This is a genomic window from Pseudomonas sp. FDAARGOS_761, from assembly GCF_013343155.1.
GTDB classification, from domain to species: domain Bacteria; phylum Pseudomonadota; class Gammaproteobacteria; order Pseudomonadales; family Pseudomonadaceae; genus Pseudomonas; species Pseudomonas aeruginosa.
Genome location: NZ_CP054572.1, coordinates 4,844,380 through 4,868,590, shown reverse-complemented (window position 1 = coordinate 4,868,590; position 24,211 = coordinate 4,844,380). Strand labels below are relative to the sequence as shown.

Annotated in this window: 23 protein-coding genes and 4 tRNA genes; all 27 read left to right on the top strand. The window is 60.3% G+C overall.

Features of this window, described 5'->3' with window-relative positions; translation table 11 throughout:
• Positions 1-38 precede the first annotated feature (38 nt).
• Positions 39-977 carry a bifunctional biotin--[acetyl-CoA-carboxylase] ligase/biotin operon repressor BirA gene (birA, locus tag FOC67_RS22605; RefSeq protein ID WP_009316350.1) on the top strand — a complete coding sequence of 313 codons (939 nt, stop codon included), beginning with the start codon at positions 39-41 and terminating at the stop codon, positions 975-977.
• Positions 974-1,720, top strand: coding sequence for a pantothenate kinase (locus tag FOC67_RS22600; RefSeq protein ID WP_009316349.1), 747 nt, complete (start codon positions 974-976; stop codon positions 1,718-1,720). The genes birA and FOC67_RS22600 overlap by 4 nt, the downstream gene beginning before the upstream one ends.
• A gap of 8 nt (positions 1,721-1,728) precedes the next feature.
• A complete protein-coding gene (locus tag FOC67_RS22595; protein WP_003112013.1) occupies positions 1,729-2,433 on the top strand; it encodes an SPOR domain-containing protein in 705 nt (234 codons plus the stop codon).
• Positions 2,434-2,580: 147 nt separating this feature from the next.
• Positions 2,581-2,665: transfer RNA gene (locus FOC67_RS22590), tRNA-Tyr, on the top strand.
• Positions 2,666-2,691: 26 nt separating this feature from the next.
• A tRNA-Gly gene (locus FOC67_RS22585) sits at positions 2,692-2,765 on the top strand.
• 19 nt (positions 2,766-2,784) lie between these two features.
• Positions 2,785-2,860, top strand: a tRNA-Thr gene (locus FOC67_RS22580).
• A gap of 84 nt (positions 2,861-2,944) precedes the next feature.
• Positions 2,945-4,138: an elongation factor Tu gene (gene tuf / locus FOC67_RS22575; protein WP_003115146.1), complete on the top strand. Its 1,194-nt coding sequence runs from the start codon at positions 2,945-2,947 to the stop codon at positions 4,136-4,138.
• A gap of 55 nt (positions 4,139-4,193) precedes the next feature.
• A tRNA-Trp gene (locus FOC67_RS22570) sits at positions 4,194-4,269 on the top strand.
• Positions 4,270-4,314: 45 nt separating this feature from the next.
• A complete protein-coding gene (gene secE, locus FOC67_RS22565) occupies positions 4,315-4,683 on the top strand; it encodes a preprotein translocase subunit SecE (protein ID WP_003108030.1) in 369 nt (122 codons plus the stop codon).
• Positions 4,684-4,692: 9 nt separating this feature from the next.
• Entirely contained in the window at positions 4,693-5,226 is a 534-nt protein-coding gene (gene nusG, locus FOC67_RS22560) for a transcription termination/antitermination protein NusG (protein WP_003108028.1), read from the top strand.
• A gap of 116 nt (positions 5,227-5,342) precedes the next feature.
• The gene (gene rplK / locus FOC67_RS22555) at positions 5,343-5,774 is read left to right on the top strand and encodes a 50S ribosomal protein L11 (RefSeq protein ID WP_003093751.1); all 432 of its coding nucleotides are present in this window, start codon (positions 5,343-5,345) and stop codon (positions 5,772-5,774) included.
• Positions 5,774-6,469: a 50S ribosomal protein L1 gene (gene rplA / locus FOC67_RS22550; protein ID WP_003093749.1), complete on the top strand. Its 696-nt coding sequence runs from the start codon at positions 5,774-5,776 to the stop codon at positions 6,467-6,469. Before rplK ends, rplA begins: the two co-directional genes overlap by 1 nt.
• A 198-nt stretch (positions 6,470-6,667) precedes the next feature.
• Entirely contained in the window at positions 6,668-7,168 is a 501-nt protein-coding gene (rplJ, locus tag FOC67_RS22545; protein ID WP_003093748.1) for a 50S ribosomal protein L10, read from the top strand.
• Positions 7,169-7,246: 78 nt separating this feature from the next.
• The gene (rplL, locus tag FOC67_RS22540) at positions 7,247-7,615 is read left to right on the top strand and encodes a 50S ribosomal protein L7/L12 (RefSeq protein WP_003093747.1); all 369 of its coding nucleotides are present in this window, start codon (positions 7,247-7,249) and stop codon (positions 7,613-7,615) included.
• Between the two features lie 221 nt (positions 7,616-7,836).
• Complete coding sequence (gene rpoB / locus FOC67_RS22535; protein WP_003093746.1) at positions 7,837-11,910, top strand: DNA-directed RNA polymerase subunit beta; 4,074 nt, start codon at positions 7,837-7,839, stop codon at positions 11,908-11,910.
• Positions 11,911-11,975: 65 nt separating this feature from the next.
• Entirely contained in the window at positions 11,976-16,175 is a 4,200-nt protein-coding gene (rpoC, locus tag FOC67_RS22530; protein ID WP_003093745.1) for a DNA-directed RNA polymerase subunit beta', read from the top strand.
• Positions 16,176-16,326: 151 nt separating this feature from the next.
• Positions 16,327-16,698, top strand: a complete 372-nt coding sequence (gene rpsL / locus FOC67_RS22525; protein WP_003093744.1) for a 30S ribosomal protein S12 — start codon at positions 16,327-16,329, stop codon at positions 16,696-16,698.
• Positions 16,699-16,797: 99 nt separating this feature from the next.
• Complete coding sequence (rpsG, locus tag FOC67_RS22520) at positions 16,798-17,268, top strand: 30S ribosomal protein S7 (RefSeq protein WP_003093742.1); 471 nt, start codon at positions 16,798-16,800, stop codon at positions 17,266-17,268.
• A 30-nt stretch (positions 17,269-17,298) separates the two neighbouring features.
• Complete coding sequence (gene fusA, locus FOC67_RS22515) at positions 17,299-19,419, top strand: elongation factor G (protein ID WP_009316344.1); 2,121 nt, start codon at positions 17,299-17,301, stop codon at positions 19,417-19,419.
• A gap of 30 nt (positions 19,420-19,449) precedes the next feature.
• Positions 19,450-20,643: an elongation factor Tu gene (tuf, locus tag FOC67_RS22510; RefSeq protein ID WP_003115146.1), complete on the top strand. Its 1,194-nt coding sequence runs from the start codon at positions 19,450-19,452 to the stop codon at positions 20,641-20,643.
• A 155-nt stretch (positions 20,644-20,798) separates the two neighbouring features.
• A complete protein-coding gene (gene rpsJ / locus FOC67_RS22505; RefSeq protein WP_003103876.1) occupies positions 20,799-21,110 on the top strand; it encodes a 30S ribosomal protein S10 in 312 nt (103 codons plus the stop codon).
• Positions 21,111-21,192: 82 nt separating this feature from the next.
• Positions 21,193-21,828, top strand: coding sequence for a 50S ribosomal protein L3 (rplC, locus tag FOC67_RS22500; protein WP_003103877.1), 636 nt, complete (start codon positions 21,193-21,195; stop codon positions 21,826-21,828).
• 13 nt (positions 21,829-21,841) lie between these two features.
• On the top strand, positions 21,842-22,444 hold the full coding sequence (gene rplD, locus FOC67_RS22495; protein ID WP_003093737.1) for a 50S ribosomal protein L4: 603 nt from the start codon (positions 21,842-21,844) through the stop codon (positions 22,442-22,444).
• The gene (gene rplW, locus FOC67_RS22490; protein WP_003093736.1) at positions 22,441-22,740 is read left to right on the top strand and encodes a 50S ribosomal protein L23; all 300 of its coding nucleotides are present in this window, start codon (positions 22,441-22,443) and stop codon (positions 22,738-22,740) included. Before rplD ends, rplW begins: the two co-directional genes overlap by 4 nt.
• A gap of 11 nt (positions 22,741-22,751) precedes the next feature.
• A complete protein-coding gene (rplB, locus tag FOC67_RS22485) occupies positions 22,752-23,573 on the top strand; it encodes a 50S ribosomal protein L2 (RefSeq protein ID WP_003103878.1) in 822 nt (273 codons plus the stop codon).
• Between the two features lie 16 nt (positions 23,574-23,589).
• Positions 23,590-23,865, top strand: a complete 276-nt coding sequence (rpsS, locus tag FOC67_RS22480; RefSeq protein WP_003093734.1) for a 30S ribosomal protein S19 — start codon at positions 23,590-23,592, stop codon at positions 23,863-23,865.
• A 12-nt stretch (positions 23,866-23,877) separates the two neighbouring features.
• On the top strand, positions 23,878-24,210 hold the full coding sequence (gene rplV, locus FOC67_RS22475) for a 50S ribosomal protein L22 (RefSeq protein WP_003103908.1): 333 nt from the start codon (positions 23,878-23,880) through the stop codon (positions 24,208-24,210).
• The last annotated feature ends 1 nt before the right edge of the window (position 24,211 follow it).

The following is a 24,211-nucleotide window of genomic DNA, read 5'->3' as shown; positions in this document are numbered from 1 at the left end:
CCTCTATATGATGCGTGCCTGGCTAGTGTGGGGCGTCTATGCAGACCTTGCTGAAACTACTTCAAGACGGGCGATTCCACTCCGGTGAGGAGTTGGGGGCGGTACTGGGCATCAGTCGCAGTGCAGTCTGGAAGCGCTTGCAGCACCTGGAGGCTGAACACGGCCTGCAGTTCCACAAGGTGCGTGGCCGGGGTTACCGCCTGGCGAGTCCCCTCAGTCTCCTGGATCCGCGGAAGATCGACAGCCTCTGGCCTGTCGAGATCATGCCCACCGTCGATTCAACCAATAGCGAGGCCATGCGCAGGCTCGCGGCTGGAGCCTCGACGCCTTTCGTTATCGTCGCCGAGCAGCAGACTGCCGGGCGTGGACGTCGCGGGCGAGCCTGGGTCAGTCCCTATGGAGAGAACCTCTATTATTCTCTGGCCATTACTGTCAGGGGGGGCGCTCGGGAGCTCGAAGGGTTGAGCCTGGTTGTCGGTCTCGCGGTGCTCCGGGCCCTGGAGTCCTTGGGCGTCCGGGACGCCGGGTTGAAGTGGCCGAACGACGTTCTGCAGGGAGGCAAGAAGATCGCCGGAATTCTCCTGGAGCTGAGTGGCGACCCCGCGGATCTGTGTCATGTCGTTATCGGCATAGGGATCAACGTCAACATGAAGACCGCCACTGATATCGGCCAGCCTTGGACCTCCCTGCGCGAAGCGCTGGGGGAGCTTGTGGATCGTTCGCGGCTGCTTTCTGCTCTCAATCGGCAGCTGGCCGATTATCTCGATAGGCATTCGCGCGAAGGCTTTGCTGCAAGTCGCGAGGAGTGGGAGTCCTGCAATCTCTGGCAGGGTGCCCAGATCATTCTCTCGACTGCCCTGAGTTCCATCGAGGGTCGTGTGCTGGGTGTCGATAGCCGAGGAGCGCTGCGTCTCGAGGTGGATGGCGTGGAGCAGGGTTTCAGTGGAGGGGAGCTTAGTTTGAGGTTGCGTCAATGATTCTTGAGCTCGACTGTGGAAACTCGCTGATCAAGTGGCGGGTCATCGAGGGCGCGGCACGGTCGGTCGCCGGTGGCCTTGCGGAGTCCGATGATGCCCTGGTCGAACAGTTAACGTCGCAGCAAGCGCTGCCAGTGCGAGCCTGTCGCCTGGTGAGCGTTCGCAGCGAGCAGGAAACCTCGCAACTGGTCGCACGGTTGGAGCAGCTGTTCCCGGTTTCGGCGCTGGTTGCATCATCCGGCAAGCAGTTGGCGGGTGTGCGCAACGGCTATCTCGATTACCAGCGCCTGGGGCTCGACCGCTGGCTGGCCCTCGTCGCGGCTCATCACCTGGCTAAGAAGGCCTGCCTGGTCATTGATCTGGGGACCGCGGTCACCTCTGACCTGGTCGCGGCGGATGGAGTGCATCTGGGGGGCTACATATGCCCGGGCATGACCCTGATGAGAAGCCAGTTGCGCACCCATACCCGACGTATCCGCTACGACGATGCAGAGGCCCGGCGGGCGCTTGCCAGTCTCCAGCCAGGGCAGGCCACGGCCGAGGCGGTTGAGCGGGGTTGTCTGCTCATGCTCAGGGGGTTCGTTCGTGAGCAGTACGCCATGGCGTGCGAGCTGCTCGGTCCGGATTGTGAAATATTCCTGACGGGTGGGGATGCCGAACTGGTTCGCGACGAACTGGCTGGCGCCCGGATCATGCCGGACCTGGTTTTCGTAGGGCTGGCACTGGCTTGCCCGTTTGAGTGAGAGGATCTATGCGCTGGTTCTTCCTGTTTCTCCTGGCCCTGAACGTCTTCTACTACGTCTGGCACCAGCAGCAATCCCCGCTACGGGCCAAGGAAATCGCACCGCTGGAACTCTATAAGGATGGGCAGAAGAACATTCTGCTGTTGGCCGAGAGCAACCTTGCTTCCAGGGCGCGCTCGGGATCGCAGGTGCCGGCGCCGAGTGTGCCTCCGGCTGCCGAAGAGTCGATCGCATCCGAGTCGGCCTGTCTCTATCTTGGCGGAGGCGGTGAGGAGGCGGATGCCCGAAGGTTGCAGCAGCGCCTGCTGGGCCTGGATATCGAGGCGGAGGTCGAGGCCCGTGGGGAGATGAGCGTCGATTACTGGGTCTATCTTCCTCCGCTAGCCTCGCGGGAGGCTGCGCTTCGTCAGTTGAAGGAGCTTCAGGCGCGCAATATCGACAGCTACCTGATTGGCGAGGGAGTGCTGGCCAATGGCATTTCTTTGGGGATGTTTTCCGCGCGGGATTCGGCTGAAAGTGCGCAGGTGCGTCTCAAGACGGCAGGTTACGAGGCGGAGCTGAAGGAATTGCCCCGCGGGCAGCGTGATTTCTGGGTAAGGGTGGCCCCCGGCAGCCGGCGCCTGGTGGATGAGCAACTGCTCCAGGAGCTGGCTCGGGACTTCAAGGGATTGCAGCATCAAATAATGTCGTGCAAAGGTGTTGCATCCCCCTGATGGTTTGCATAGAATGGCGCCCGCTTCGCAGGGGGAAGGCTGAAAGACTCCTACCATGAAGTTGCTGTTGAAACCTAAGTTCAGGTTTTTTAAGAGAAAACTCTTGACAGCAAGGTGGCAGACGTAGAGAATGCCGCACACCAGTTTGGAGGGATTCCCGAGTGGCCAAAGGGATCAGACTGTAAATCTGACGTCATAGACTTCGAAGGTTCGAATCCTTCTCCCTCCACCAGTTTAAAAGCGTGAGCTTCGGGCTCCGCGGGTATAGTTCAGTGGTAGAACCTCAGCCTTCCAAGCTGATGATGCGGGTTCGATTCCCGCTACCCGCTCCAGTCAAGTTGCTTGTGTTTCGCTCATGTAGCTCAGTTGGTAGAGCACACCCTTGGTAAGGGTGAGGTCAGCGGTTCAAATCCGCTCATGAGCTCCATTTATCCAGGGGCAGATATGAAAATATCTGCCCTTGTTCTAATGGTAGCGTGATCCGCTCAATTCCTTGAAGGGGATGGTCTCCATGGCTAAAGAAAAATTTGAACGGAACAAGCCGCACGTCAACGTCGGCACCATCGGTCACGTTGACCATGGCAAGACCACTCTGACCGCTGCACTGACCAAGGTCTGCTCCGACACCTGGGGTGGTTCCGCTCGTGCTTTCGATCAGATCGACAACGCGCCGGAAGAAAAGGCCCGCGGTATCACCATCAACACCTCGCACGTTGAATACGATTCCGCTGTTCGTCACTACGCCCACGTTGACTGCCCCGGTCACGCCGACTACGTGAAGAACATGATCACCGGTGCTGCCCAGATGGACGGCGCGATCCTGGTTTGCTCGGCTGCCGACGGCCCCATGCCGCAGACCCGCGAGCACATCCTGCTGTCCCGCCAGGTAGGCGTTCCCTACATCGTCGTGTTCCTGAACAAGGCCGACATGGTCGACGACGCCGAGCTGCTGGAACTGGTCGAGATGGAAGTTCGCGATCTGCTGAACACCTACGACTTCCCGGGCGACGACACTCCGATCATCATCGGTTCCGCGCTGATGGCGCTGGAAGGCAAGGATGACAACGGCATCGGCGTAAGCGCCGTGCAGAAGCTGGTAGAGACCCTGGATTCCTACATTCCGGAGCCGGTTCGTGCCATCGACCAGCCGTTCCTGATGCCGATCGAAGACGTGTTCTCGATCTCCGGCCGCGGTACCGTGGTAACCGGTCGTGTAGAGCGCGGCATCATCAAGGTCCAGGAAGAAGTGGAAATCGTCGGCATCAAGGCGACCACCAAGACCACCTGCACCGGCGTTGAAATGTTCCGCAAGCTGCTCGACGAAGGTCGTGCTGGTGAGAACGTTGGTATCCTGCTGCGTGGCACCAAGCGTGAAGACGTAGAGCGTGGCCAGGTACTGGCCAAGCCGGGCACCATCAAGCCGCACACCAAGTTCGAGTGCGAAGTGTACGTGCTGTCCAAGGAAGAAGGTGGTCGTCACACCCCGTTCTTCAAGGGCTACCGTCCGCAGTTCTACTTCCGTACCACCGACGTGACCGGTAACTGCGAACTGCCGGAAGGCGTAGAGATGGTAATGCCGGGCGACAACATCAAGATGGTTGTCACCCTGATCGCTCCGATCGCCATGGAAGATGGCCTGCGCTTCGCGATCCGCGAAGGCGGCCGTACCGTTGGCGCCGGCGTGGTTGCCAAGATCATCGAATAATATCGGTTGATCTTCCCCTCTCAGGCCGGCATAATGGTCGGCCTGATTTTGCTTCAGGCCAGTAGCTCAATTGGCAGAGCGGCGGTCTCCAAAACCGCAGGTTGGGGGTTCGATTCCCTCCTGGCCTGCCAGATTTCCCAAGTAAATCTGGCTTTTCTTCACGAGATTCCTAACAGATGAATGCCAAGGCAGAAGCCAAAGAATCACGTTTTGATCTCTTGAAATGGCTCTTGGTTGCCGTTCTGGTTGTGGTTGCCGTTGTGGGCAATCAGTACTTTTCGGCTCAACCAATCCTGTATCGCGTTCTCGGTATTCTCGTTCTGGCGGTGATCGCTGCCTTCCTGGCTCTGCAAACGGCCAAGGGGCAGGCCTTCTTTAGTCTTGCTAAGGAAGCGCGCGTCGAGATTCGCAAGGTCGTATGGCCGAGTCGTCAAGAAACAACTCAGACCACTCTGATCGTGGTCGCGGTAGTGCTGGTAATGGCGCTGCTGCTGTGGGGGCTCGATTCCCTGCTGGGTTGGTTGGTTTCCATGATTGTAGGTTAAGGGTGCGCCGTGGCTAAGCGTTGGTACGTTGTGCATGCATACTCGGGCTACGAGAAGCATGTCATGCGCTCGCTGATCGAGCGTGTCAAGCTTGCTGGCATGGAAGAAGAGTTCGGCGAGATTCTGGTTCCCACCGAAGAAGTGGTGGAGATGCGGAACGGCCAGAAGCGCAAGAGCGAGCGCAAATTCTTCCCTGGCTATGTGCTGGTTCAGATGGAAATGAACGAAGGTACCTGGCACCTGGTGAAGGATACCCCGCGCGTCATGGGCTTCATCGGCGGGACTGCCGACAAGCCGGCTCCGATCACCGATCGTGAGGCTGATGCAATCCTGCGTCGCGTGGCCGATAGCGGCGACAAGCCCAAGCCGAAGACCCTGTTCGAGCCGGGCGAGACCGTTCGTGTCATCGATGGTCCTTTCGCCGACTTCAATGGTGTCGTCGAAGAAGTTAACTACGAGAAGAGCCGGATCCAAGTGGCCGTGCTCATCTTTGGCCGCTCTACCCCGGTGGAGCTGGAGTTCAGTCAGGTCGAAAAGGTCTAGCTGAAAACGCATCCCTCACCCCGCAGCCCAAGGCTGCGGGGTTTTGTCGTCACTGGGATAAACGCGAAAGCAACCGGGGAGCCTTCAGGCGCTTGTACCCGAATTTGGAGTAGCAAATGGCTAAGAAAATCCAGGCTTATATCAAGCTGCAAGTAAAGGCCGGTCAGGCCAACCCGTCGCCGCCGGTCGGCCCTGCCCTGGGTCAGCACGGCGTGAACATCATGGAATTCTGCAAGGCGTTCAACGCCAAGACCCAAGGCCAAGAGCCGGGCCTGCCGACTCCTGTGATCATCACCGTTTACAGCGACCGTAGCTTCACCTTCGAAACCAAGAGCACCCCGGCTGCCGTCCTGCTGAAAAAAGCAGCTGGCATCACCAGCGGCTCCGCTCGTCCGAACTCCCAGAAAGTCGGCACCGTTACCCGTGCCCAGCTGGAAGAGATCGCCAAGACCAAGCAGGCTGACCTGACCGCTGCTGATCTGGACGCTGCTGTACGTACCATCGCTGGCTCCGCGCGCAGCATGGGCCTGAACGTGGAGGGTGTGTAATGGCTAAGCTGACCAAGCGCCAGAAGGCGATTGCCGAGAAAGTAGTTGCCGGCAAGCAGTACAGCTTCGAAGAGGCCGCCAAGCTGCTGGCCGAGCTGTCCACCATCAAGTTCAAGGAGTCCGTGGACGTTGCCGTGAACCTTGGCGTCGATCCGCGTAAATCCGACCAGGTCGTTCGTGGTGCCACCGTCCTGCCGAACGGCACCGGCAAGAGCGTTCGCGTTGCCGTCTTCACCCAGGGTCCGGCTGCCGAAGCCGCTCTGGCTGCCGGCGCCGACAAGGTGGGCATGGACGAGCTGGCTGCCGAAATGAAAGGCGGCGACCTGAACTACGACGTCGTCATCGCTTCCCCGGATGCCATGCGTGTCGTCGGTCAGCTGGGCCAGATCCTCGGCCCGCGTGGTCTGATGCCGAACCCGAAAGTCGGCACCGTGACTCCGGACGTCGCTACCGCCGTGAAGAATGCCAAAGCTGGTCAGGTACGTTTCCGTACCGACAAGAACGGCATCATCCACAGCTCCGTCGGTAAGGTCGATTTCGAACCGGCCAAGCTGCAGCAGAACGTTGAAGCGCTGCTGGCCGACCTGAAGCGCCTGAAGCCGTCCTCGTCGAAAGGCGTGTACGTCAAGCGCGTGACCCTGAGCACCACCATGGGTCCGGGCCTGCAGATCGACCTGGCTTCCCTGGAAGCCTAAGTGAAATCGTGCAGCGGGTTCTGCCCGCTGCACAGGTATTGGGGTCCCTGCCTGGCGGGGGCTATCCAAGACCGTAGGTGGCGCAAGCCTTAAACCACAAGCCTACGCAGATGGTGCTCCCGATTCGGTTACCGAATCAGACACCAAAACGACGTCCGGCCCCGGCTGGACGAAACGGTAACATCCAGGAGTAAACCCGTGGCAATTAAACTCGAAGACAAGAAGGCCATCGTCGCTGAAGTCAACGAGGCTGCCAAAGCTGCCCTGTCCGCTGTCGTGGCCGATGCCCGTGGCGTGACCGTAGGCGCCATGACCGGACTCCGTAAAGAGGCCCGCGAAGCTGGTGTGTACGTGAAAGTCGTACGTAACACCCTGCTCAAGCGCGCCGTTGAAGGCACCCAGTTCGACGTGCTCAACGACGTGTTCAAAGGCCCGACCCTGATCGCTTTCTCCAACGAACATCCGGGCGCTGCCGCTCGTATCTTCCGTGAGTTCGCCAAGGGTCAGGACAAGTTCGAGATCAAGGCGGCTGCCTTCGAGGGTCAGTTCCTCGCAGCCAATCAGATCGACGTACTGGCAAGCCTGCCGACCTACGACGAAGCCGTATCGCAGCTGATGAGCGTGATTCAGGGCGCTACCAGCAAGCTGGCTCGTACTCTGGCGGCCATTCGCGACCAGAAAGAAGCTGCTGCCGCCTAAGTCGGCTCGCAAGCGCTTTCAATCTTATTTGTTTAATACGATGGCCGCAGGCCGTCCCCCAATACAGGAATTAGAGTCATGGCTCTGACCAACGAAGACATCATCAACGCCGTATCCGAAATGTCCGTCATGCAAGTGGTCGAACTGATCAAGGCGATGGAAGAGAAGTTCGGCGTTACCGCTGCTGCCGCTACCGTTGCCGCTGCTGGCCCGGCTGCTGCCGCTGCCGAAGAGCAGACCGAGTTCACTATCGTCCTGGCCGAAGCTGGCGACAAGAAAGTGAACGTGATCAAGGTCGTTCGCGAACTGACCGGTCTGGGTCTGAAAGAAGCCAAGGCTGTCGTAGACGGCGCTCCGGGCGTGGTGAAGGAAGGCGCTTCGAAAGAAGAAGCCGAAGCCGCCAAGAAAGCCCTGGAAGAAGCAGGCGCCAAAGTCGAGCTCAAGTAAGCGACGACCTTGCGTCTACAGCCCGAGCGTCAAGCGAAAGGCTGATGGCTGGTGGCTTTTGCCACCGGCCTTTTTCCGTTCTGGGTGGACTCGCCTCGGGCGTTCCACCCACGACGTGAAAGTGCCCCGAGTGGGCAATGCAGGCCAAGGGGTCTGCAAGATTTTCCGGCTGCTCCCGTCGGAGACGCCAAACAAGCAGGTGACCAAGCTGGGGAACGCTGATGGCTTACTCATACACTGAGAAAAAACGTATCCGCAAGGACTTTAGCAAGTTGCCGGACGTCATGGATGTGCCGTATTTGCTGGCCATCCAGCTGGATTCCTATCGCGAATTCCTGCAGGCTGGCGCAACCAAGGAGCAGTTCCGCGATATCGGTCTGCACGCGGCCTTCAAGTCCGTTTTCCCGATTATCAGCTATTCCGGCAATGCTGCCCTGGAATACGTCGGCTACCGTCTGGGTGAGCCGGCATTCGATGTCAAGGAGTGCGTGCTGCGCGGCGTGACCTTCGCCGTACCGCTGCGCGTGAAAGTTCGCCTGATCATCTTCGACCGCGAGTCGTCGAACAAGGCGATCAAGGACATCAAGGAACAAGAAGTCTACATGGGGGAAATCCCCCTGATGACCGAGAACGGTACCTTCATCATCAACGGTACCGAGCGTGTCATCGTCTCCCAGCTGCACCGTTCCCCGGGCGTGTTCTTCGACCACGACCGTGGCAAGACCCACAGCTCCGGCAAGCTGCTGTACTCCGCGCGGATCATTCCTTACCGCGGTTCCTGGCTGGACTTCGAGTTCGATCCGAAGGACTGCGTGTTCGTCCGTATCGACCGTCGCCGCAAGCTGCCGGCCTCGGTACTGCTGCGCGCGCTCGGCTACAGCACCGAAGAGATCCTCAACGCCTTCTACGCGACCAACGTCTTCCACATCAAGGGCGAGACCCTGAACCTGGAACTGGTCCCGCAGCGTCTGCGCGGTGAAGTCGCGAGCATCGACATCAAGGATGGCAGCGGCAAGGTGATCGTGGAGCAGGGGCGTCGTATCACTGCCCGCCACATCAACCAGCTGGAAAAGGCTGGCGTGAGCCAGCTGGAAGTGCCGTTCGACTACCTGATCGGCCGTACCATCGCCAAGGCGATCGTGCATCCGGCTACCGGCGAGATCATCGCCGAGTGCAACACCGAGCTGACCCTCGACCTCCTGGCCAAGGTGGCCAAGGCTCAGGTCGTGCGCATCGAGACCCTGTACACCAACGACATCGACTGCGGTCCGTTCATCTCCGACACCCTGAAGATCGACAACACCAGCAACCAGCTGGAAGCCCTGGTCGAAATCTACCGGATGATGCGTCCGGGCGAGCCGCCGACCAAGGAAGCTGCCGAGACCCTGTTCGGCAACCTGTTCTTCAGCGCCGAGCGTTACGACCTGTCGGCCGTGGGCCGGATGAAGTTCAACCGCCGTATCGGTCGTACCGAGATCGAAGGTCCGGGCGTCCTGAGCAAGGAAGACATCATCGATGTGCTCAAGACCCTCGTCGACATCCGTAACGGCAAGGGCATCGTCGATGACATCGACCATCTGGGCAACCGTCGCGTCCGTTGCGTCGGCGAAATGGCCGAGAACCAGTTCCGCGTGGGCCTGGTGCGCGTCGAGCGCGCGGTCAAGGAACGCCTGTCCATGGCCGAAAGCGAAGGCCTGATGCCGCAGGACCTGATCAACGCCAAGCCGGTGGCTGCCGCGATCAAGGAGTTCTTCGGTTCGAGCCAGCTGTCGCAGTTCATGGACCAGAACAACCCGCTTTCCGAGATCACCCACAAGCGCCGCGTCTCCGCGCTCGGCCCGGGCGGTCTGACCCGTGAGCGTGCGGGCTTCGAGGTTCGTGACGTACACCCGACCCACTACGGCCGCGTGTGCCCGATCGAAACCCCTGAAGGTCCGAACATCGGTCTGATCAACTCCCTGGCGACCTACGCCCGCACCAACAAGTACGGCTTCCTCGAGAGCCCGTACCGCGTAGTCAAGGACAGCCTGGTAACCGACGAGATCGTATTCCTGTCGGCGATCGAAGAAGCCGACCACGTCATCGCCCAGGCTTCGGCGACCCTCAACGAGAAGGGTCAACTGGTGGACGAACTGGTGGCCGTGCGTCACCTGAACGAATTCACCGTGAAGGCGCCGGAAGACGTGACCCTGATGGACGTGTCGCCGAAGCAGGTCGTTTCCGTAGCTGCCTCGCTGATTCCGTTCCTCGAGCACGATGACGCCAACCGCGCACTCATGGGCTCGAACATGCAGCGTCAGGCCGTGCCGACCCTGCGTGCCGACAAGCCGCTGGTGGGTACCGGCATGGAGCGCAACGTGGCGCGCGACTCCGGCGTCTGCGTCGTGGCTCGCCGTGGCGGTGTGATCGACTCGGTCGATGCCAGCCGTGTCGTGGTTCGCGTGGCGGATGACGAGGTCGAGACCGGCGAAGCGGGTGTCGACATCTACAACCTGACCAAGTACACCCGTTCCAACCAGAACACCTGCATCAACCAGCGTCCGCTGGTGAGCAAGGGTGACGTGGTCGCGCGCGGCGACATCCTGGCCGACGGTCCGTCCACCGACATGGGCGAACTGGCCCTGGGCCAGAACATGCGCGTAGCGTTCATGCCCTGGAACGGCTTCAACTTCGAAGACTCCATCTGCCTGTCCGAGCGCGTGGTCCAGGAAGATCGTTTCACCACGATCCACATCCAGGAACTGACCTGCGTCGCTCGTGACACCAAGCTTGGCCCAGAGGAAATCACCGCGGACATCCCGAACGTGGGCGAGGCCGCGCTGAACAAGCTGGACGAAGCCGGTATCGTCTACGTCGGCGCCGAAGTGCAGGCCGGCGACATCCTGGTCGGCAAGGTCACTCCGAAAGGCGAGACCCAACTGACTCCGGAAGAGAAGCTGCTGCGCGCGATCTTCGGTGAGAAAGCGTCCGACGTGAAGGACACCTCCCTGCGTGTGCCGACCGGCACCAAGGGTACCGTCATCGACGTTCAGGTCTTCACCCGCGACGGCGTCGAGCGCGACTCCCGCGCTCTGTCCATCGAGAAGATGCAACTCGACCAGATCCGCAAGGACCTGAACGAAGAGTTCCGCATCGTCGAAGGCGCGACCTTCGAGCGTCTGCGTGCCGCCCTGGTCGGTGCCAAGGCTGAAGGTGGCCCGGCGCTGAAGAAGGGCACGGAGATCACCGACGACTACCTCGACGGTCTCGAACGCGGCCAGTGGTTCAAGCTGCGCATGGCCGACGACGCCCTGAACGAACAGCTGGAGAAGGCCCAGGCCTACATCAGCGATCGTCGCCAGCTCCTGGACGACAAGTTCGAGGACAAGAAGCGCAAGCTGCAGCAGGGCGACGACCTGGCTCCGGGCGTGCTGAAGATCGTCAAGGTCTACCTGGCGATCAAGCGTCGCATCCAGCCGGGCGACAAGATGGCCGGCCGTCACGGTAACAAGGGTGTGGTCTCGGTGATCATGCCGGTGGAAGACATGCCGCACGATGCCAACGGCACCCCGGTCGACATCGTCCTCAACCCGCTGGGCGTACCGTCGCGTATGAACGTCGGCCAGATCCTCGAAACCCACCTGGGCCTCGCGGCCAAGGGGCTGGGCGAGAAGATCAACCGCATGCTCGAAGAGCAGCGCAAGGTCGCCGAACTGCGTAAGTTCCTGCACGAGATCTACAACGAGATCGGCGGTCGCGAGGAAAACCTCGACGAGCTGGGCGACAACGAGATCCTCGCGCTGGCCAAGAACCTGCGCGGTGGCGTACCGATGGCGACCCCGGTGTTCGATGGCGCCAAGGAACGCGAGATCAAGGCCATGCTGAAGCTGGCCGACCTGCCGGAAAGCGGCCAGATGCGTCTGTTCGACGGCCGTACCGGCAACCAGTTCGAGCGTCCGACCACCGTCGGCTACATGTACATGCTCAAGCTGAACCACCTGGTGGACGACAAGATGCACGCCCGTTCCACCGGCTCGTACAGCCTGGTTACCCAGCAGCCGCTGGGTGGTAAGGCACAGTTCGGTGGTCAGCGCTTCGGTGAGATGGAGGTGTGGGCGCTGGAAGCCTATGGCGCGGCGTACACCCTGCAGGAAATGCTGACGGTCAAGTCGGACGACGTGAACGGCCGGACCAAGATGTACAAGAACATCGTGGACGGCGATCACCGCATGGAGGCCGGCATGCCCGAGTCCTTCAACGTTCTGATCAAAGAGATCCGTTCGCTCGGCATCGACATCGAACTGGAAACCGAATAACACGTGACGCTAGACGGTGCGGCTGGTCAAGGCCGGTCGCACCGGGTCCGTGAGGAGGAAAGGCCTTGAAAGACTTGCTTAATCTGTTGAAAAACCAGGGTCAAATCGAAGAGTTCGATGCCATCCGTATTGGCCTGGCTTCGCCCGAGATGATTCGTTCCTGGTCTTTCGGCGAAGTTAAAAAGCCGGAAACCATCAACTACCGTACCTTCAAGCCGGAGCGCGACGGCCTGTTCTGCGCCAAGATCTTCGGCCCGGTGAAGGACTACGAGTGCCTGTGCGGCAAGTACAAGCGCCTCAAGCACCGCGGTGTGATCTGCGAGAAGTGCGGCGTGGAAGTCGCCCTGGCCAAGGTGCGCCGCGAGCGCATGGGCCACATCGAGCTGGCTTCGCCGGTTGCCCACATCTGGTTCCTGAAGTCGCTGCCGTCCCGTATCGGCCTGCTGCTGGACATGACCCTGCGCGATATCGAGCGCGTGCTCTATTTCGAGAGCTACGTGGTGATCGATCCGGGCATGACCACCCTGGAAAAGGGCCAGCTGCTGAACGACGAGCAATACTTCGAGGCCCTCGAAGAGTTCGGTGACGATTTCGATGCTCGCATGGGCGCCGAAGCCGTTCACGAACTGCTCAACGCCATCGATCTGGAGCACGAGATCGGCCGCCTGCGCGAAGAGATTCCGCAGACCAACTCGGAAACCAAGATCAAGAAGCTGTCCAAGCGCCTGAAGCTGATGGAAGCCTTCCAGGGCTCCGGCAACAAGCCTGAGTGGATGGTCCTGACCGTCCTGCCGGTGCTGCCGCCGGACCTGCGTCCGCTGGTTCCGCTGGATGGCGGTCGCTTCGCGACTTCCGACCTGAACGACCTGTATCGTCGGGTGATCAACCGTAACAACCGTCTGAAGCGCCTGCTCGACCTGGCCGCTCCGGACATCATCGTGCGCAACGAAAAGCGCATGCTGCAGGAAGCCGTCGACGCCCTGCTCGACAACGGCCGTCGCGGTCGCGCCATCACTGGCTCGAACAAGCGTCCGCTGAAGTCGCTGGCCGACATGATCAAGGGCAAGCAAGGTCGCTTCCGTCAGAACCTGCTCGGCAAGCGCGTGGACTACTCCGGTCGTTCCGTGATCACCGTGGGCCCGACCCTGCGCCTGCACCAGTGCGGTCTGCCGAAGAAGATGGCCCTGGAGCTGTTCAAGCCGTTCATCTTCGGCAAGCTGGAAGGTCGTGGCATGGCCACCACCATCAAGGCCGCCAAGAAAATGGTCGAGCGCGAGCTGCCCGAGGTCTGGGACGTTCTCGCCGAAGTTATCCGCGAGCATCCGGTTCTCCTGAACCGTGCGCCGACCCTGCACCGTCTGGGCATCCAGGCGTTCGAGCCGGTCCTCATCGAAGGCAAGGCGATCCAGCTGCACCCGCTGGTCTGCGCCGCGTACAACGCCGACTTCGACGGTGACCAGATGGCCGTCCACGTTCCGCTGACCCTCGAGGCCCAGCTGGAAGCGCGCGCGCTGATGATGTCCACCAACAACATCCTGTCGCCCGCCAACGGCGAGCCGATCATCGTTCCGTCGCAGGACGTGGTAATGGGTCTGTACTACATGACCCGTGAAGCGATCAACGCGAAGGGCGAGGGCATGGCCTTCGCCGACCTGCAGGAAGTCGACCGCGCCTACCGCAGCGGCCAGGCGTCCCTGCACGCTCGCGTGAAAGTGCGCATCAACGAAAAGATCAAGGGTGAAGACGGCCAACTGACCGCCAATACCCGTATCGTCGACACCACCGTCGGCCGCGCGCTGCTGTTCCAGGTCGTTCCGGCCGGCCTGCCGTTCGACGTGGTCAACCAGTCGATGAAGAAGAAGGCGATCTCCAAGCTGATCAACCACTGCTATCGCGTGGTGGGTCTGAAGGACACCGTCATCTTCGCCGACCAGCTGATGTACACCGGTTTCGCCTACTCGACCATTTCCGGCGTGTCCATCGGCGTCAACGACTTCGTCATCCCGGACGAGAAGGCGCGGATCATCAACGCCGCCACCGACGAAGTGAAGGAGATCGAGAGCCAGTACGCCTCCGGCCTGGTAACCCAGGGCGAGAAGTACAACAAGGTGATCGACCTGTGGTCGAAGGCCAACGACGAAGTGTCCAAGGCGATGATGGCCAACCTCTCGAAAGAGAAGGTCGTCGATCGCGAGGGCAAGGAAGTCGACCAGGAGTCCTTCAACTCCATGTACATGATGGCTGACTCGGGTGCGCGGGGCTCCGCGGCCCAGATCCGTCAGCTGGCAGGTATGCGTGGCCTGATGGCCAAGCCGGACGGCTCGATCATCGAGACCCCGATCACCGCGAACTTCCGGGAAGGCCTGAACGTACTCCAGTACTTCATCTCCACCCACGGTGCTCGTAAGGGTCTGGCGGATACCGCGCTGAAGACCGCGAACTCCGGTTACCTGACCCGTCGTCTGGTCGACGTGGCCCAGGATCTGGTAGTGACCGAGATCGATTGCGGTACCGAGCACGGCCTGCTGATGTCGCCGCACATCGAAGGCGGCGACGTGGTCGAACCGCTCGGCGAGCGCGTGCTCGGCCGTGTGATCGCGCGCGACGTGTTCAAGCCGGGCAGCGACGAGGTCATCGTGCCGGCCGGCACCCTGATCGACGAGAAGTGGGTCGACTTCCTCGAGGTGATGAGCGTCGACGAAGTGGTGGTGCGTTCCCCGATCACCTGCGAAACCCGTCATGGCATCTGCGCCATGTGCTACGGCCGCGACCTGGCCCGTGGCCATCGCGTCAACATCGGCGAGGCGGTCGGTGTCATCGCTGCCCAGTCCATCGGTGAGCCGGGCACCCAGCTGACCATGCGTACCTTCCACATCGGTGGTGCGGCCAGCCGGACCTCCGCGGCCGACAACGTCCAGGTGAAGAACGGCGGCACCATCCGCCTGCACAACCTGAAGCATGTGGTTCGTGCCGACGGCGCGCTGGTCGCGGTTTCCCGTTCCGGCGAGCTGGCGGTTGCCGACGACTTCGGTCGCGAGCGCGAGCGCTACAAGCTGCCGTACGGTGCGGTGATCTCGGTCAAGGAAGGTGACAAGGTCGACCCGGGCGCTATCGTCGCCAAGTGGGACCCGCACACCCACCCGATCGTCACCGAGGTGGACGGTACCGTGGCCTTCGTGGGCATGGAAGAGGGCATCACCGTCAAGCGTCAGACCGACGAACTGACCGGCCTGACCAACATCGAAGTGATGGATCCGAAGGACCGCCCGGCTGCCGGCAAGGACATCCGTCCGGCCGTGAAGCTGATCGATGCCGCGGGCAAGGACCTGCTGCTGCCGGGTACCGACGTACCGGCGCAGTACTTCCTGCCGGCCAACGCCCTGGTCAACCTGACCGACGGCGCCAAGGTGAGCATCGGTGACGTTGTCGCGCGTATCCCGCAGGAAACCTCGAAGACCCGTGACATCACCGGTGGTCTGCCGCGCGTCGCCGACCTGTTCGAGGCTCGTCGTCCGAAAGAGCCTTCGATCCTGGCGGAAATCAGCGGCACCATTTCCTTCGGCAAGGAGACCAAGGGCAAGCGCCGCCTGGTCATCACGCCGAACGATGGCAGCGATCCGTACGAGGAGCTGATTCCGAAGTGGCGTCACCTGAACGTGTTCGAAGGCGAACAGGTGAACCGCGGCGAAGTCATCTCCGACGGTCCGAGCAACCCGCACGACATCCTGCGCCTGCTGGGCGTGAGCTCGCTGGCGAAGTACATCGTCAACGAGATCCAGGACGTCTACCGTCTGCAGGGCGTGAAGATCAACGACAAGCACATCGAGACCATCCTGCGTCAGATGCTGCGCAAGGTCGAAGTCAGCGAGTCCGGCGACTCCAGCTTCATCAAAGGTGACCAGGTGGAACTCACCCAGGTGCTGGAAGAGAACGAACAGCTCGGTACCGAGGACAAGTTCCCGGCCAAGTACGAGCGGGTTCTGCTGGGTATCACCAAGGCCTCCCTGTCGACCGAGTCGTTCATTTCCGCGGCGTCGTTCCAGGAGACCACTCGCGTCCTCACCGAGGCGGCGGTCACCGGCAAGCGCGACTTCCTGCGTGGTCTGAAAGAGAACGTGGTCGTGGGTCGCCTGATCCCGGCCGGTACCGGTCTGGCTTACCACAGCGAGCGCAAGCGTCAGCGCGACCTCGGCAAGCCGCAGCGTGTGAGTGCCAGCGAGGCGGAAGCCGCACTGACCGAAGCGCTGAACTCGAGCGGTAACTAAGCATCAACGACAAGCCCCGGCTATCCCGATAGCCGGGGCTTTGTCTTGACGGTGTACAAGAACCTCTTTACTATTTTGTACCCCGAAAATTGGCAGGGCGCACGCTCTGTCATTTCGTTTGTGTGTCGTAAGACAATCAGTGGAGCTATAGATGGCAACTATCAACCAGCTGGTGCGTAAGCCGCGCAAGCGCATGGTCGACAAGAGCGACGTGCCTGCGCTGCAGAACTGCCCGCAACGTCGTGGCGTATGCACCCGCGTATACACCACCACGCCGAAAAAGCCGAACTCGGCACTGCGTAAGGTATGCCGTGTACGTCTGACCAACGGTTTCGAGGTTTCCTCGTACATCGGTGGTGAAGGTCACAACCTGCAAGAGCACAGCGTAGTGCTGATCCGTGGCGGTCGTGTAAAGGACCTTCCGGGTGTGCGTTACCACACCGTGCGCGGTTCGCTGGACACCTCGGGTGTCAAAGACCGTAAGCAGGGTCGTTCGAAGTACGGCGCCAAGCGTCCGAAGTAATAGCGTTTTTATATTTATCTGAGTCGATAAGAGTAAGGTCGGGCGTAACTTGACTGTTATGGTCCCGGGCTAACCTGAAGACCGTTTGAGGGCTTATCAATGCCAAGACGTCGTGTAGCGGCCAAGCGTGAAGTGCTGGCTGATCCGAAATACGGAAGCCAGATCCTGGCCAAGTTCATGAACCACGTGATGGAAAGCGGCAAGAAAGCCGTTGCCGAGCGTATCGTTTACGGTGCGCTGGACAAGGTGAAGGAACGCGGCAAGGCCGATCCCCTGGAAACCTTCGAAAAAGCTCTCGATGCCATCGCTCCGCTGGTCGAAGTGAAGTCCCGCCGCGTAGGTGGTGCGACTTACCAGGTTCCGGTCGAAGTCCGTCCGTCCCGTCGTAATGCCCTGGCCATGCGTTGGCTGGTGGACTTCGCCCGCAAGCGTGGCGAGAAGTCCATGGCTCTGCGCCTGGCTGGCGAGCTGCTGGATGCCGCTGAAGGCAAGGGCGCAGCAGTCAAGAAGCGTGAAGACGTGCACCGTATGGCAGAGGCCAACAAGGCCTTCTCGCACTACCGGTTCTAATCGCGCTGCCCAACCCCCGAGGACCTTATTGTGGCCCGTACTACACCCATCAACCGCTACCGTAATATCGGTATCTGTGCCCACGTTGACGCGGGCAAGACCACCACCACGGAGCGGGTTCTGTTCTATACCGGCGTCAACCACAAGCTGGGCGAAGTGCATGACGGCGCTGCGACCACCGACTGGATGGTGCAGGAGCAGGAACGCGGTATCACCATTACCTCCGCTGCCGTTACCACCTTCTGGAAGGGCTCGCGCGGTCAGTACGACAACTATCGCGTAAACGTCATCGACACCCCCGGCCACGTAGACTTCACCATCGAGGTGGAGCGTTCCCTGCGTGTACTGGACGGCGCTGTCGTGGTGTTCTGTGGCACCTCCGGCGTAGAGCCGCAGTCGGAAACCGTATGGCGTCAGGCCAACAAGTACGGCGTACCGCGCATCGTCTACGTCAACAAGATGGACCGCCAGGGCGCGAACTTCCTGCGCGTCGTCGAGCAGATCAAGAAGCGCCTGGGTCATACCCCGGTTCCGGTCCAGCTCGCCATCGGCGCTGAAGAGAACTTCGTCGGTCAGGTCGACCTGGTCAAGATGAAGGCCATCTACTGGAACGATGACGACAAGGGCATGACCTACCGCGAGGAAGAAATTCCTGCGGAGCTCAAGGACCTGGCCGAAGAGTGGCGTTCCAGCATGGTCGAGGCTGCGGCCGAAGCCAACGAAGAGCTGATGAACAAGTACCTCGAAGAGGGCGAGCTCTCCGAAGCCGAGATCAAGGAAGGCCTGCGTCTGCGCACCCTGGCGTGCGAGATCGTTCCGGCCGTCTGCGGTTCCTCGTTCAAGAACAAGGGCGTTCCGCTGGTTCTCGATGCCGTCATCGACTACCTCCCGGCTCCGACCGAGATCCCTGCGATCAAGGGCGTCAGCCCGGACGACGAGACCGTCGAAGACGAGCGTCATGCCGACGACAACGAACCGTTCTCGTCCCTGGCGTTCAAGATCGCTACCGACCCGTTCGTCGGTACCCTGACCTTCGCCCGCGTTTACTCCGGCGTCCTGAGTTCCGGCGACTCCGTCCTGAACTCGGTGAAAGGCAAGAAAGAGCGCGTCGGTCGGATGGTGCAGATGCACGCCAACCAGCGTGAAGAGATCAAGGAAGTGCGCGCAGGCGACATCGCTGCCCTGATCGGCATGAAGGACGTCACCACCGGTGACACCCTGTGCTCGATCGAGAAGCCGATCATCCTCGAGCGCATGGACTTCCCCGAGCCGGTAATCTCGGTCGCTGTAGAGCCGAAGACCAAGGCTGACCAGGAGAAGATGGGTATCGCCCTCGGCAAGCTGGCCCAGGAAGACCCGTCGTTCCGTGTCAAGACCGACGAAGAGTCCGGTCAAACCATCATCTCCGGCATGGGCGAGTTGCACCTGGACATCATCGTCGACCGCATGAAGCGCGAGTTCGGTGTCGAGGCCAACATCGGCAAGCCGCAGGTTGCCTACCGTGAGACCATCACCAAGGACAACGTGGAGATCGAAGGCAAGTTCGTTCGCCAGTCCGGTGGTCGCGGTCAGTTCGGTCATTGCTGGATCCGTTTCTCGGCCGCGGACGTGGACGAGAAGGGCAACATCACCGAAGGCCTGGTGTTCGAGAACGAAGTCGTGGGCGGTGTGGTTCCGAAGGAATACATCCCGGCGATCCAGAAGGGTATCGAAGAGCAGATGAAGAACGGCGTCGTTGCCGGCTATCCGCTCATCGGCCTGAAGGCTACCGTTTTCGATGGTTCCTACCATGACGTCGACTCCAACGAGATGGCGTTCAAGATCGCTGCTTCCATGGCGACCAAGCAGCTGGCCCAGAAGGGCGGCGGCAAGGTGCTCGAGCCGATCATGAAGGTAGAGGTGGTGACTCCTGAGGACTACATGGGTGACGTGATGGGCGACCTGAACCGTCGTCGTGGTCTGATTCAGGGGATGGAGGACACGGTTTCCGGTAAGGTTATTCGTGCCGAGGTTCCGCTGGGTGAGATGTTCGGTTATGCGACCGACGTGCGTTCCATGTCCCAGGGTCGCGCGAGCTACTCCATGGAATTCTCCAAATACGCCGAAGCTCCGTCGAACATCGTCGAAGCGCTGGTTAAAAAACAAGGTTGATTCAGCCCTTTAAGTAAGAGGTTTACTGTCGTGGCTAAGGAAAAATTCGAACGTAACAAACCGCACGTCAACGTCGGCACCATCGGTCACGTTGACCATGGCAAGACCACTCTGACCGCTGCACTGACCAAGGTCTGCTCCGACACCTGGGGTGGTTCCGCTCGTGCTTTCGATCAGATCGACAACGCGCCGGAAGAAAAGGCCCGCGGTATCACCATCAACACCTCGCACGTTGAATACGATTCCGCTGTTCGTCACTACGCCCACGTTGACTGCCCCGGTCACGCCGACTACGTGAAGAACATGATCACCGGTGCTGCCCAGATGGACGGCGCGATCCTGGTTTGCTCGGCTGCCGACGGCCCCATGCCGCAGACCCGCGAGCACATCCTGCTGTCCCGCCAGGTAGGTGTTCCCTACATTGTCGTGTTCCTGAACAAGGCCGACATGGTCGACGACGCCGAGCTGCTGGAACTGGTCGAGATGGAAGTTCGCGATCTGCTGAACACCTACGACTTCCCGGGCGACGACACCCCGATCATCATCGGTTCCGCGCTGATGGCGCTGGAAGGCAAGGATGACAACGGCATCGGCGTAAGCGCCGTGCAGAAGCTGGTAGAGACCCTGGACTCCTACATTCCGGAGCCGGTTCGTGCCATCGACCAGCCGTTCCTGATGCCGATCGAAGATGTGTTCTCGATCTCCGGCCGCGGTACCGTGGTAACCGGTCGTGTAGAGCGCGGCATCATCAAGGTCCAGGAAGAAGTGGAAATCGTCGGCATCAAGGCGACCACCAAGACCACCTGCACCGGCGTTGAAATGTTCCGCAAGCTGCTCGACGAAGGTCGTGCTGGTGAGAACGTTGGTATCCTGCTGCGCGGCACCAAGCGTGAAGACGTAGAGCGTGGCCAGGTTCTGGCCAAGCCGGGCACCATCAAGCCGCACACCAAGTTCGAGTGCGAAGTGTACGTGCTGTCCAAGGAAGAAGGTGGTCGTCACACCCCGTTCTTCAAGGGCTACCGTCCGCAGTTCTACTTCCGTACCACCGACGTGACCGGTAACTGCGAACTGCCGGAAGGCGTAGAGATGGTAATGCCGGGCGACAACATCAAGATGGTTGTCACCCTGATCGCTCCGATCGCCATGGAAGATGGCCTGCGCTTCGCGATCCGCGAAGGCGGCCGTACCGTTGGCGCCGGCGTGGTTGCCAAGATCATCGAGTAATCGCTGATCCTGCCATCAGAAAAGGGGCCCTTCGGGGCCCCTTTTTCGTTCGTTGGTTAAATATTGACACCCTGTGGGGGCATCCGTACAATTGCGCCTCCTTTTAACGGGCGTAGTCCGTCCGTTGGGAATGGTAAATTGGAGTCTGAGGTCAAATGCAAAACCAACAAATCCGGATTCGGTTGAAGGCTTTTGACCATCGCCTGATCGATCAATCAACCCAGGAAATCGTGGAAACCGCGAAACGTACTGGTGCTCAGGTGCGTGGTCCAATCCCTCTGCCGACCCGCAAGGAACGTTTCACCGTGCTGATCTCTCCGCACGTCAACAAAGATGCGCGTGATCAGTACGAAATTCGTACACATAAGCGTGTACTGGACATCGTCCAGCCGACGGATAAAACCGTCGATGCGCTGATGAAGCTCGATCTTGCTGCAGGCGTTGAAGTACAGATCAGCCTCGGCTAATGCCTTCGGCATTGGTCGTGTAACGCTCTGAAATGGGCGGCCATAGCGGGTGAAAGCCCCGTACACTCAAGAGGTTTACAACATGACAATTGGTGTTGTCGGTCGTAAATGCGGCATGACCCGCATTTTCACCGAGGAAGGTGTCTCTATTCCGGTTACGGTCATCGAGGTCGAGCCGAATCGCGTCACCCAGTTCAAGACTGAAGAAACCGATGGCTACCGTGCAGTGCAAGTCACCGCCGGCGAGCGTCGTGCTTCTCGCGTTACCAAAGCGCAAGCTGGTCACTTTGCCAAGGCGAATGTCGCCGCCGGTCGCGGCGTGTGGGAATTCCGTCTGGGCGAAGAGCAGTATGCCGCTGGTGACCAGATCACTGTCGATCTGTTCCAGGCAGGCCAGATGGTAGACGTTACCGGCGAGTCCAAGGGTAAGGGCTTCGCGGGCACCATCAAGCGCTGGAACTTCCGTGGTCAGGATAACACCCACGGTAACTCCGTTTCCCACCGCGTCCCGGGTTCCATCGGCCAGTGCCAGACTCCTGGTCGAGTGTTCAAGGGCAAGAAAATGTCCGGTCATCTGGGTGCGGAGCGGGTAACCGTTCAATCCCTGGAGATCGTGCGCGTCGATGCTGAACGCAATCTGCTGCTGGTCAAGGGTGCCGTTCCCGGCGCTACCGGCGGTGATGTGATCGTGCGTCCGGCAGCCAAGGCTCGCGGTTAAGGGGGAAGCTGAGATGCAATTGAATGTGAACGGCGCTCAGGCTATCGAAGTCTCCGAGCGTACCTTTGGTGGCGAATTCAACGAGACCCTGGTGCACCAGGCAGTCGTGGCCTACATGGCTGGCGGCCGTCAGGGCAGCAAGGCGCAGAAGACTCGCTCCGAAGTCTCTGGTGGTGGCAAGAAGCCGTGGCGTCAGAAGGGCACCGGTCGTGCTCGCGCTGGCACCATCCGTAGCCCCATCTGGCGTGGGGGCGGCACCACTTTCGCCGCTAAACCGCGTAGCCACGAACAGAAGCTGAACAAGAAGATGTACCGCGCAGCACTGCGCTCCATCCTTGCCGAGCTCGTTCGTCTGGACCGTCTGGTCGTCGTTGCCGACTTCGCTGTCGATGCACCGAAAACCAAGGGCCTGGTTGCCAAGCTGGACACCCTGGGTCTGAAAGACGTGCTGATCGTGACCGATGGTGTCGACGAGAACCTGTACCTCGCTGCGCGCAACCTGGCGCACGTCGATGTACGTGATGTCCAAGGTTCCGACCCCGTCAGCCTGATCGCCTACGACAAGGTGCTGGTCACCGTGTCCGCCGTGAAGAAGTTCGAGGAGCTGCTGGGATGAACCAGGAACGCGTATTCAAAGTGCTGCTTGGTCCGCACATCTCCGAGAAAGCCACGGGTCTCGCGGACGGCAAGAGCCAATTCGTTTTCAAGGTTGCCACCGATGCAACCAAGCTGGAAATCAAGAAGGCCGTAGAAAGCCTGTTCAGCGTGAAGGTACAGCGCGTCACTACCCTGAACGTCAAGGGTAAGACCAAGCGCACCGCTCGCGGTCTGGGCAAGCGTAACGACTGGAAAAAAGCGTACATCGCTCTCCAGCCGGGCCAAGATCTCGATTTCGCCACCAGCGCTGAGTAAAGGGGTGCATCATGGCAATCGTTAAGTGCAAACCGACTTCCGCTGGTCGTCGCTTTGTCGTCAAGGTGGTGAATCAGGAGCTGCACAAAGGCGCTCCCTACGCACCGCTGCTGGAAAAGAAATCCAAGTCTGGCGGCCGTAACAACAACGGTCGTATCACCACCCGTCATATCGGTGGTGGTCACAAGCAGCACTACCGTCTGGTCGACTTCCGTCGCAACAAGGATGGCATCCCTGCCATCGTTGAGCGCGTCGAATACGATCCGAACCGCACTGCACACATCGCTCTGCTGAAGTATGCAGACGGCGAGCGTCGCTACATCATCGCCCCCAAGGGCGTTGCTGCAGGTGACCAGCTGATCTCCGGTATCGGTGCGCCGATCAAGGCAGGCAACAGCATGCCTCTGCGCAACATCCCGGTGGGTAGCACTGTTCATGGTATCGAGCTGAAGCCGGGTAAAGGCGCTCAGATCGCTCGCTCCGCTGGCGCTTCCGCCCAGCTGGTCGCGCGTGAAGGTGCGTACGTAACCCTGCGTCTGCGCTCCGGTGAAATGCGTAAAGTCCTGGCTGAGTGCCGTGCGACCCTGGGCGAAGTCTCGAACTCCGAGCACAGCCTGCGTTCGCTGGGTAAAGCCGGTGCTACGCGCTGGCGTGGTGTTCGCCCGACCGTTCGCGGCGTGGCGATGAACCCGGTCGACCACCCGCATGGTGGTGGTGAAGGCCGTACCTCTGCTGGTCGTCATCCGGTATCGCCGTGGGGTCTTCAGACCAAGGGTAAGAAGACTCGCTCGAACAAGCGTACCGATAACATGATCGTCCGCCGCCGCAAGTAAATAGAGGGATGCCACAGTGCCACGTTCACTGAAAAAAGGTCCGTTTATCGATCTTCACCTGTTGAAGAAGGTCGAAGTCGCGGTGGAAAAGAACGACCGCAAGCCGATCAAGACCTGGTCGCGTCGTTCGATGATTCTGCCGCATATGGTTGGTCTGACCATCGCCGTGCACAACGGCCGTCAACACGTACCGGTTCTCGTCAACGAGGACATGGTCGGCCACAAACTGGGCGAGTTCGCCGCTACCCGCACCTACCGCGGGCATGCTGCGGACAAGAAAGCCAAGCGTTAAGGGGTAAGGAAGATGGAAGTAGCCGCTAAGCTGTCGGGCGCTCGTATCTCCGCCCAGAAAGCCCGCTTGGTCGCCGACCAGATCCGCGGGAAGAAGGTGGGCGAAGCGCTCAACCTCCTGGCTTTCAGCAGTAAGAAAGCCGCCGAGATCATGAAGAAAGTGCTGGAGTCGGCCGTTGCCAACGCTGAGCACAACGAAGGCGCCGATGTGGATGACCTGAAGGTCTCCACCGTCTTCGTCAACGAAGGTCGTTCGCTCAAGCGCATCATGCCGCGTGCCAAAGGCCGTGCTGATCGCATCGTGAAGCGGTCTTGCCATATCACGGTCAAGGTTGCGGACAAGTAAC

Coding starts and splice junctions, on each gene's coding strand:
- birA (WP_009316350.1), top strand. CDS start 39: ATGCAGACCTTGCTGAAACTACTTCAAGACGGGCGATTCCACTCCGGT.
- FOC67_RS22600 (WP_009316349.1), top strand. CDS start 974: ATGATTCTTGAGCTCGACTGTGGAAACTCGCTGATCAAGTGGCGGGTC.
- FOC67_RS22595 (WP_003112013.1), top strand. CDS start 1,729: ATGCGCTGGTTCTTCCTGTTTCTCCTGGCCCTGAACGTCTTCTACTAC.
- tuf (WP_003115146.1), top strand. CDS start 2,945: ATGGCTAAAGAAAAATTTGAACGGAACAAGCCGCACGTCAACGTCGGC.
- secE (WP_003108030.1), top strand. CDS start 4,315: ATGAATGCCAAGGCAGAAGCCAAAGAATCACGTTTTGATCTCTTGAAA.
- rplK (WP_003093751.1), top strand. CDS start 5,343: ATGGCTAAGAAAATCCAGGCTTATATCAAGCTGCAAGTAAAGGCCGGT.
- rplA (WP_003093749.1), top strand. CDS start 5,774: ATGGCTAAGCTGACCAAGCGCCAGAAGGCGATTGCCGAGAAAGTAGTT.
- rplL (WP_003093747.1), top strand. CDS start 7,247: ATGGCTCTGACCAACGAAGACATCATCAACGCCGTATCCGAAATGTCC.
- rpoB (WP_003093746.1), top strand. CDS start 7,837: ATGGCTTACTCATACACTGAGAAAAAACGTATCCGCAAGGACTTTAGC.
- rpsL (WP_003093744.1), top strand. CDS start 16,327: ATGGCAACTATCAACCAGCTGGTGCGTAAGCCGCGCAAGCGCATGGTC.
- rpsG (WP_003093742.1), top strand. CDS start 16,798: ATGCCAAGACGTCGTGTAGCGGCCAAGCGTGAAGTGCTGGCTGATCCG.
- rpsJ (WP_003103876.1), top strand. CDS start 20,799: ATGCAAAACCAACAAATCCGGATTCGGTTGAAGGCTTTTGACCATCGC.
- rplC (WP_003103877.1), top strand. CDS start 21,193: ATGACAATTGGTGTTGTCGGTCGTAAATGCGGCATGACCCGCATTTTC.
- rplD (WP_003093737.1), top strand. CDS start 21,842: ATGCAATTGAATGTGAACGGCGCTCAGGCTATCGAAGTCTCCGAGCGT.
- rplW (WP_003093736.1), top strand. CDS start 22,441: ATGAACCAGGAACGCGTATTCAAAGTGCTGCTTGGTCCGCACATCTCC.
- rplB (WP_003103878.1), top strand. CDS start 22,752: ATGGCAATCGTTAAGTGCAAACCGACTTCCGCTGGTCGTCGCTTTGTC.
- rplV (WP_003103908.1), top strand. CDS start 23,878: ATGGAAGTAGCCGCTAAGCTGTCGGGCGCTCGTATCTCCGCCCAGAAA.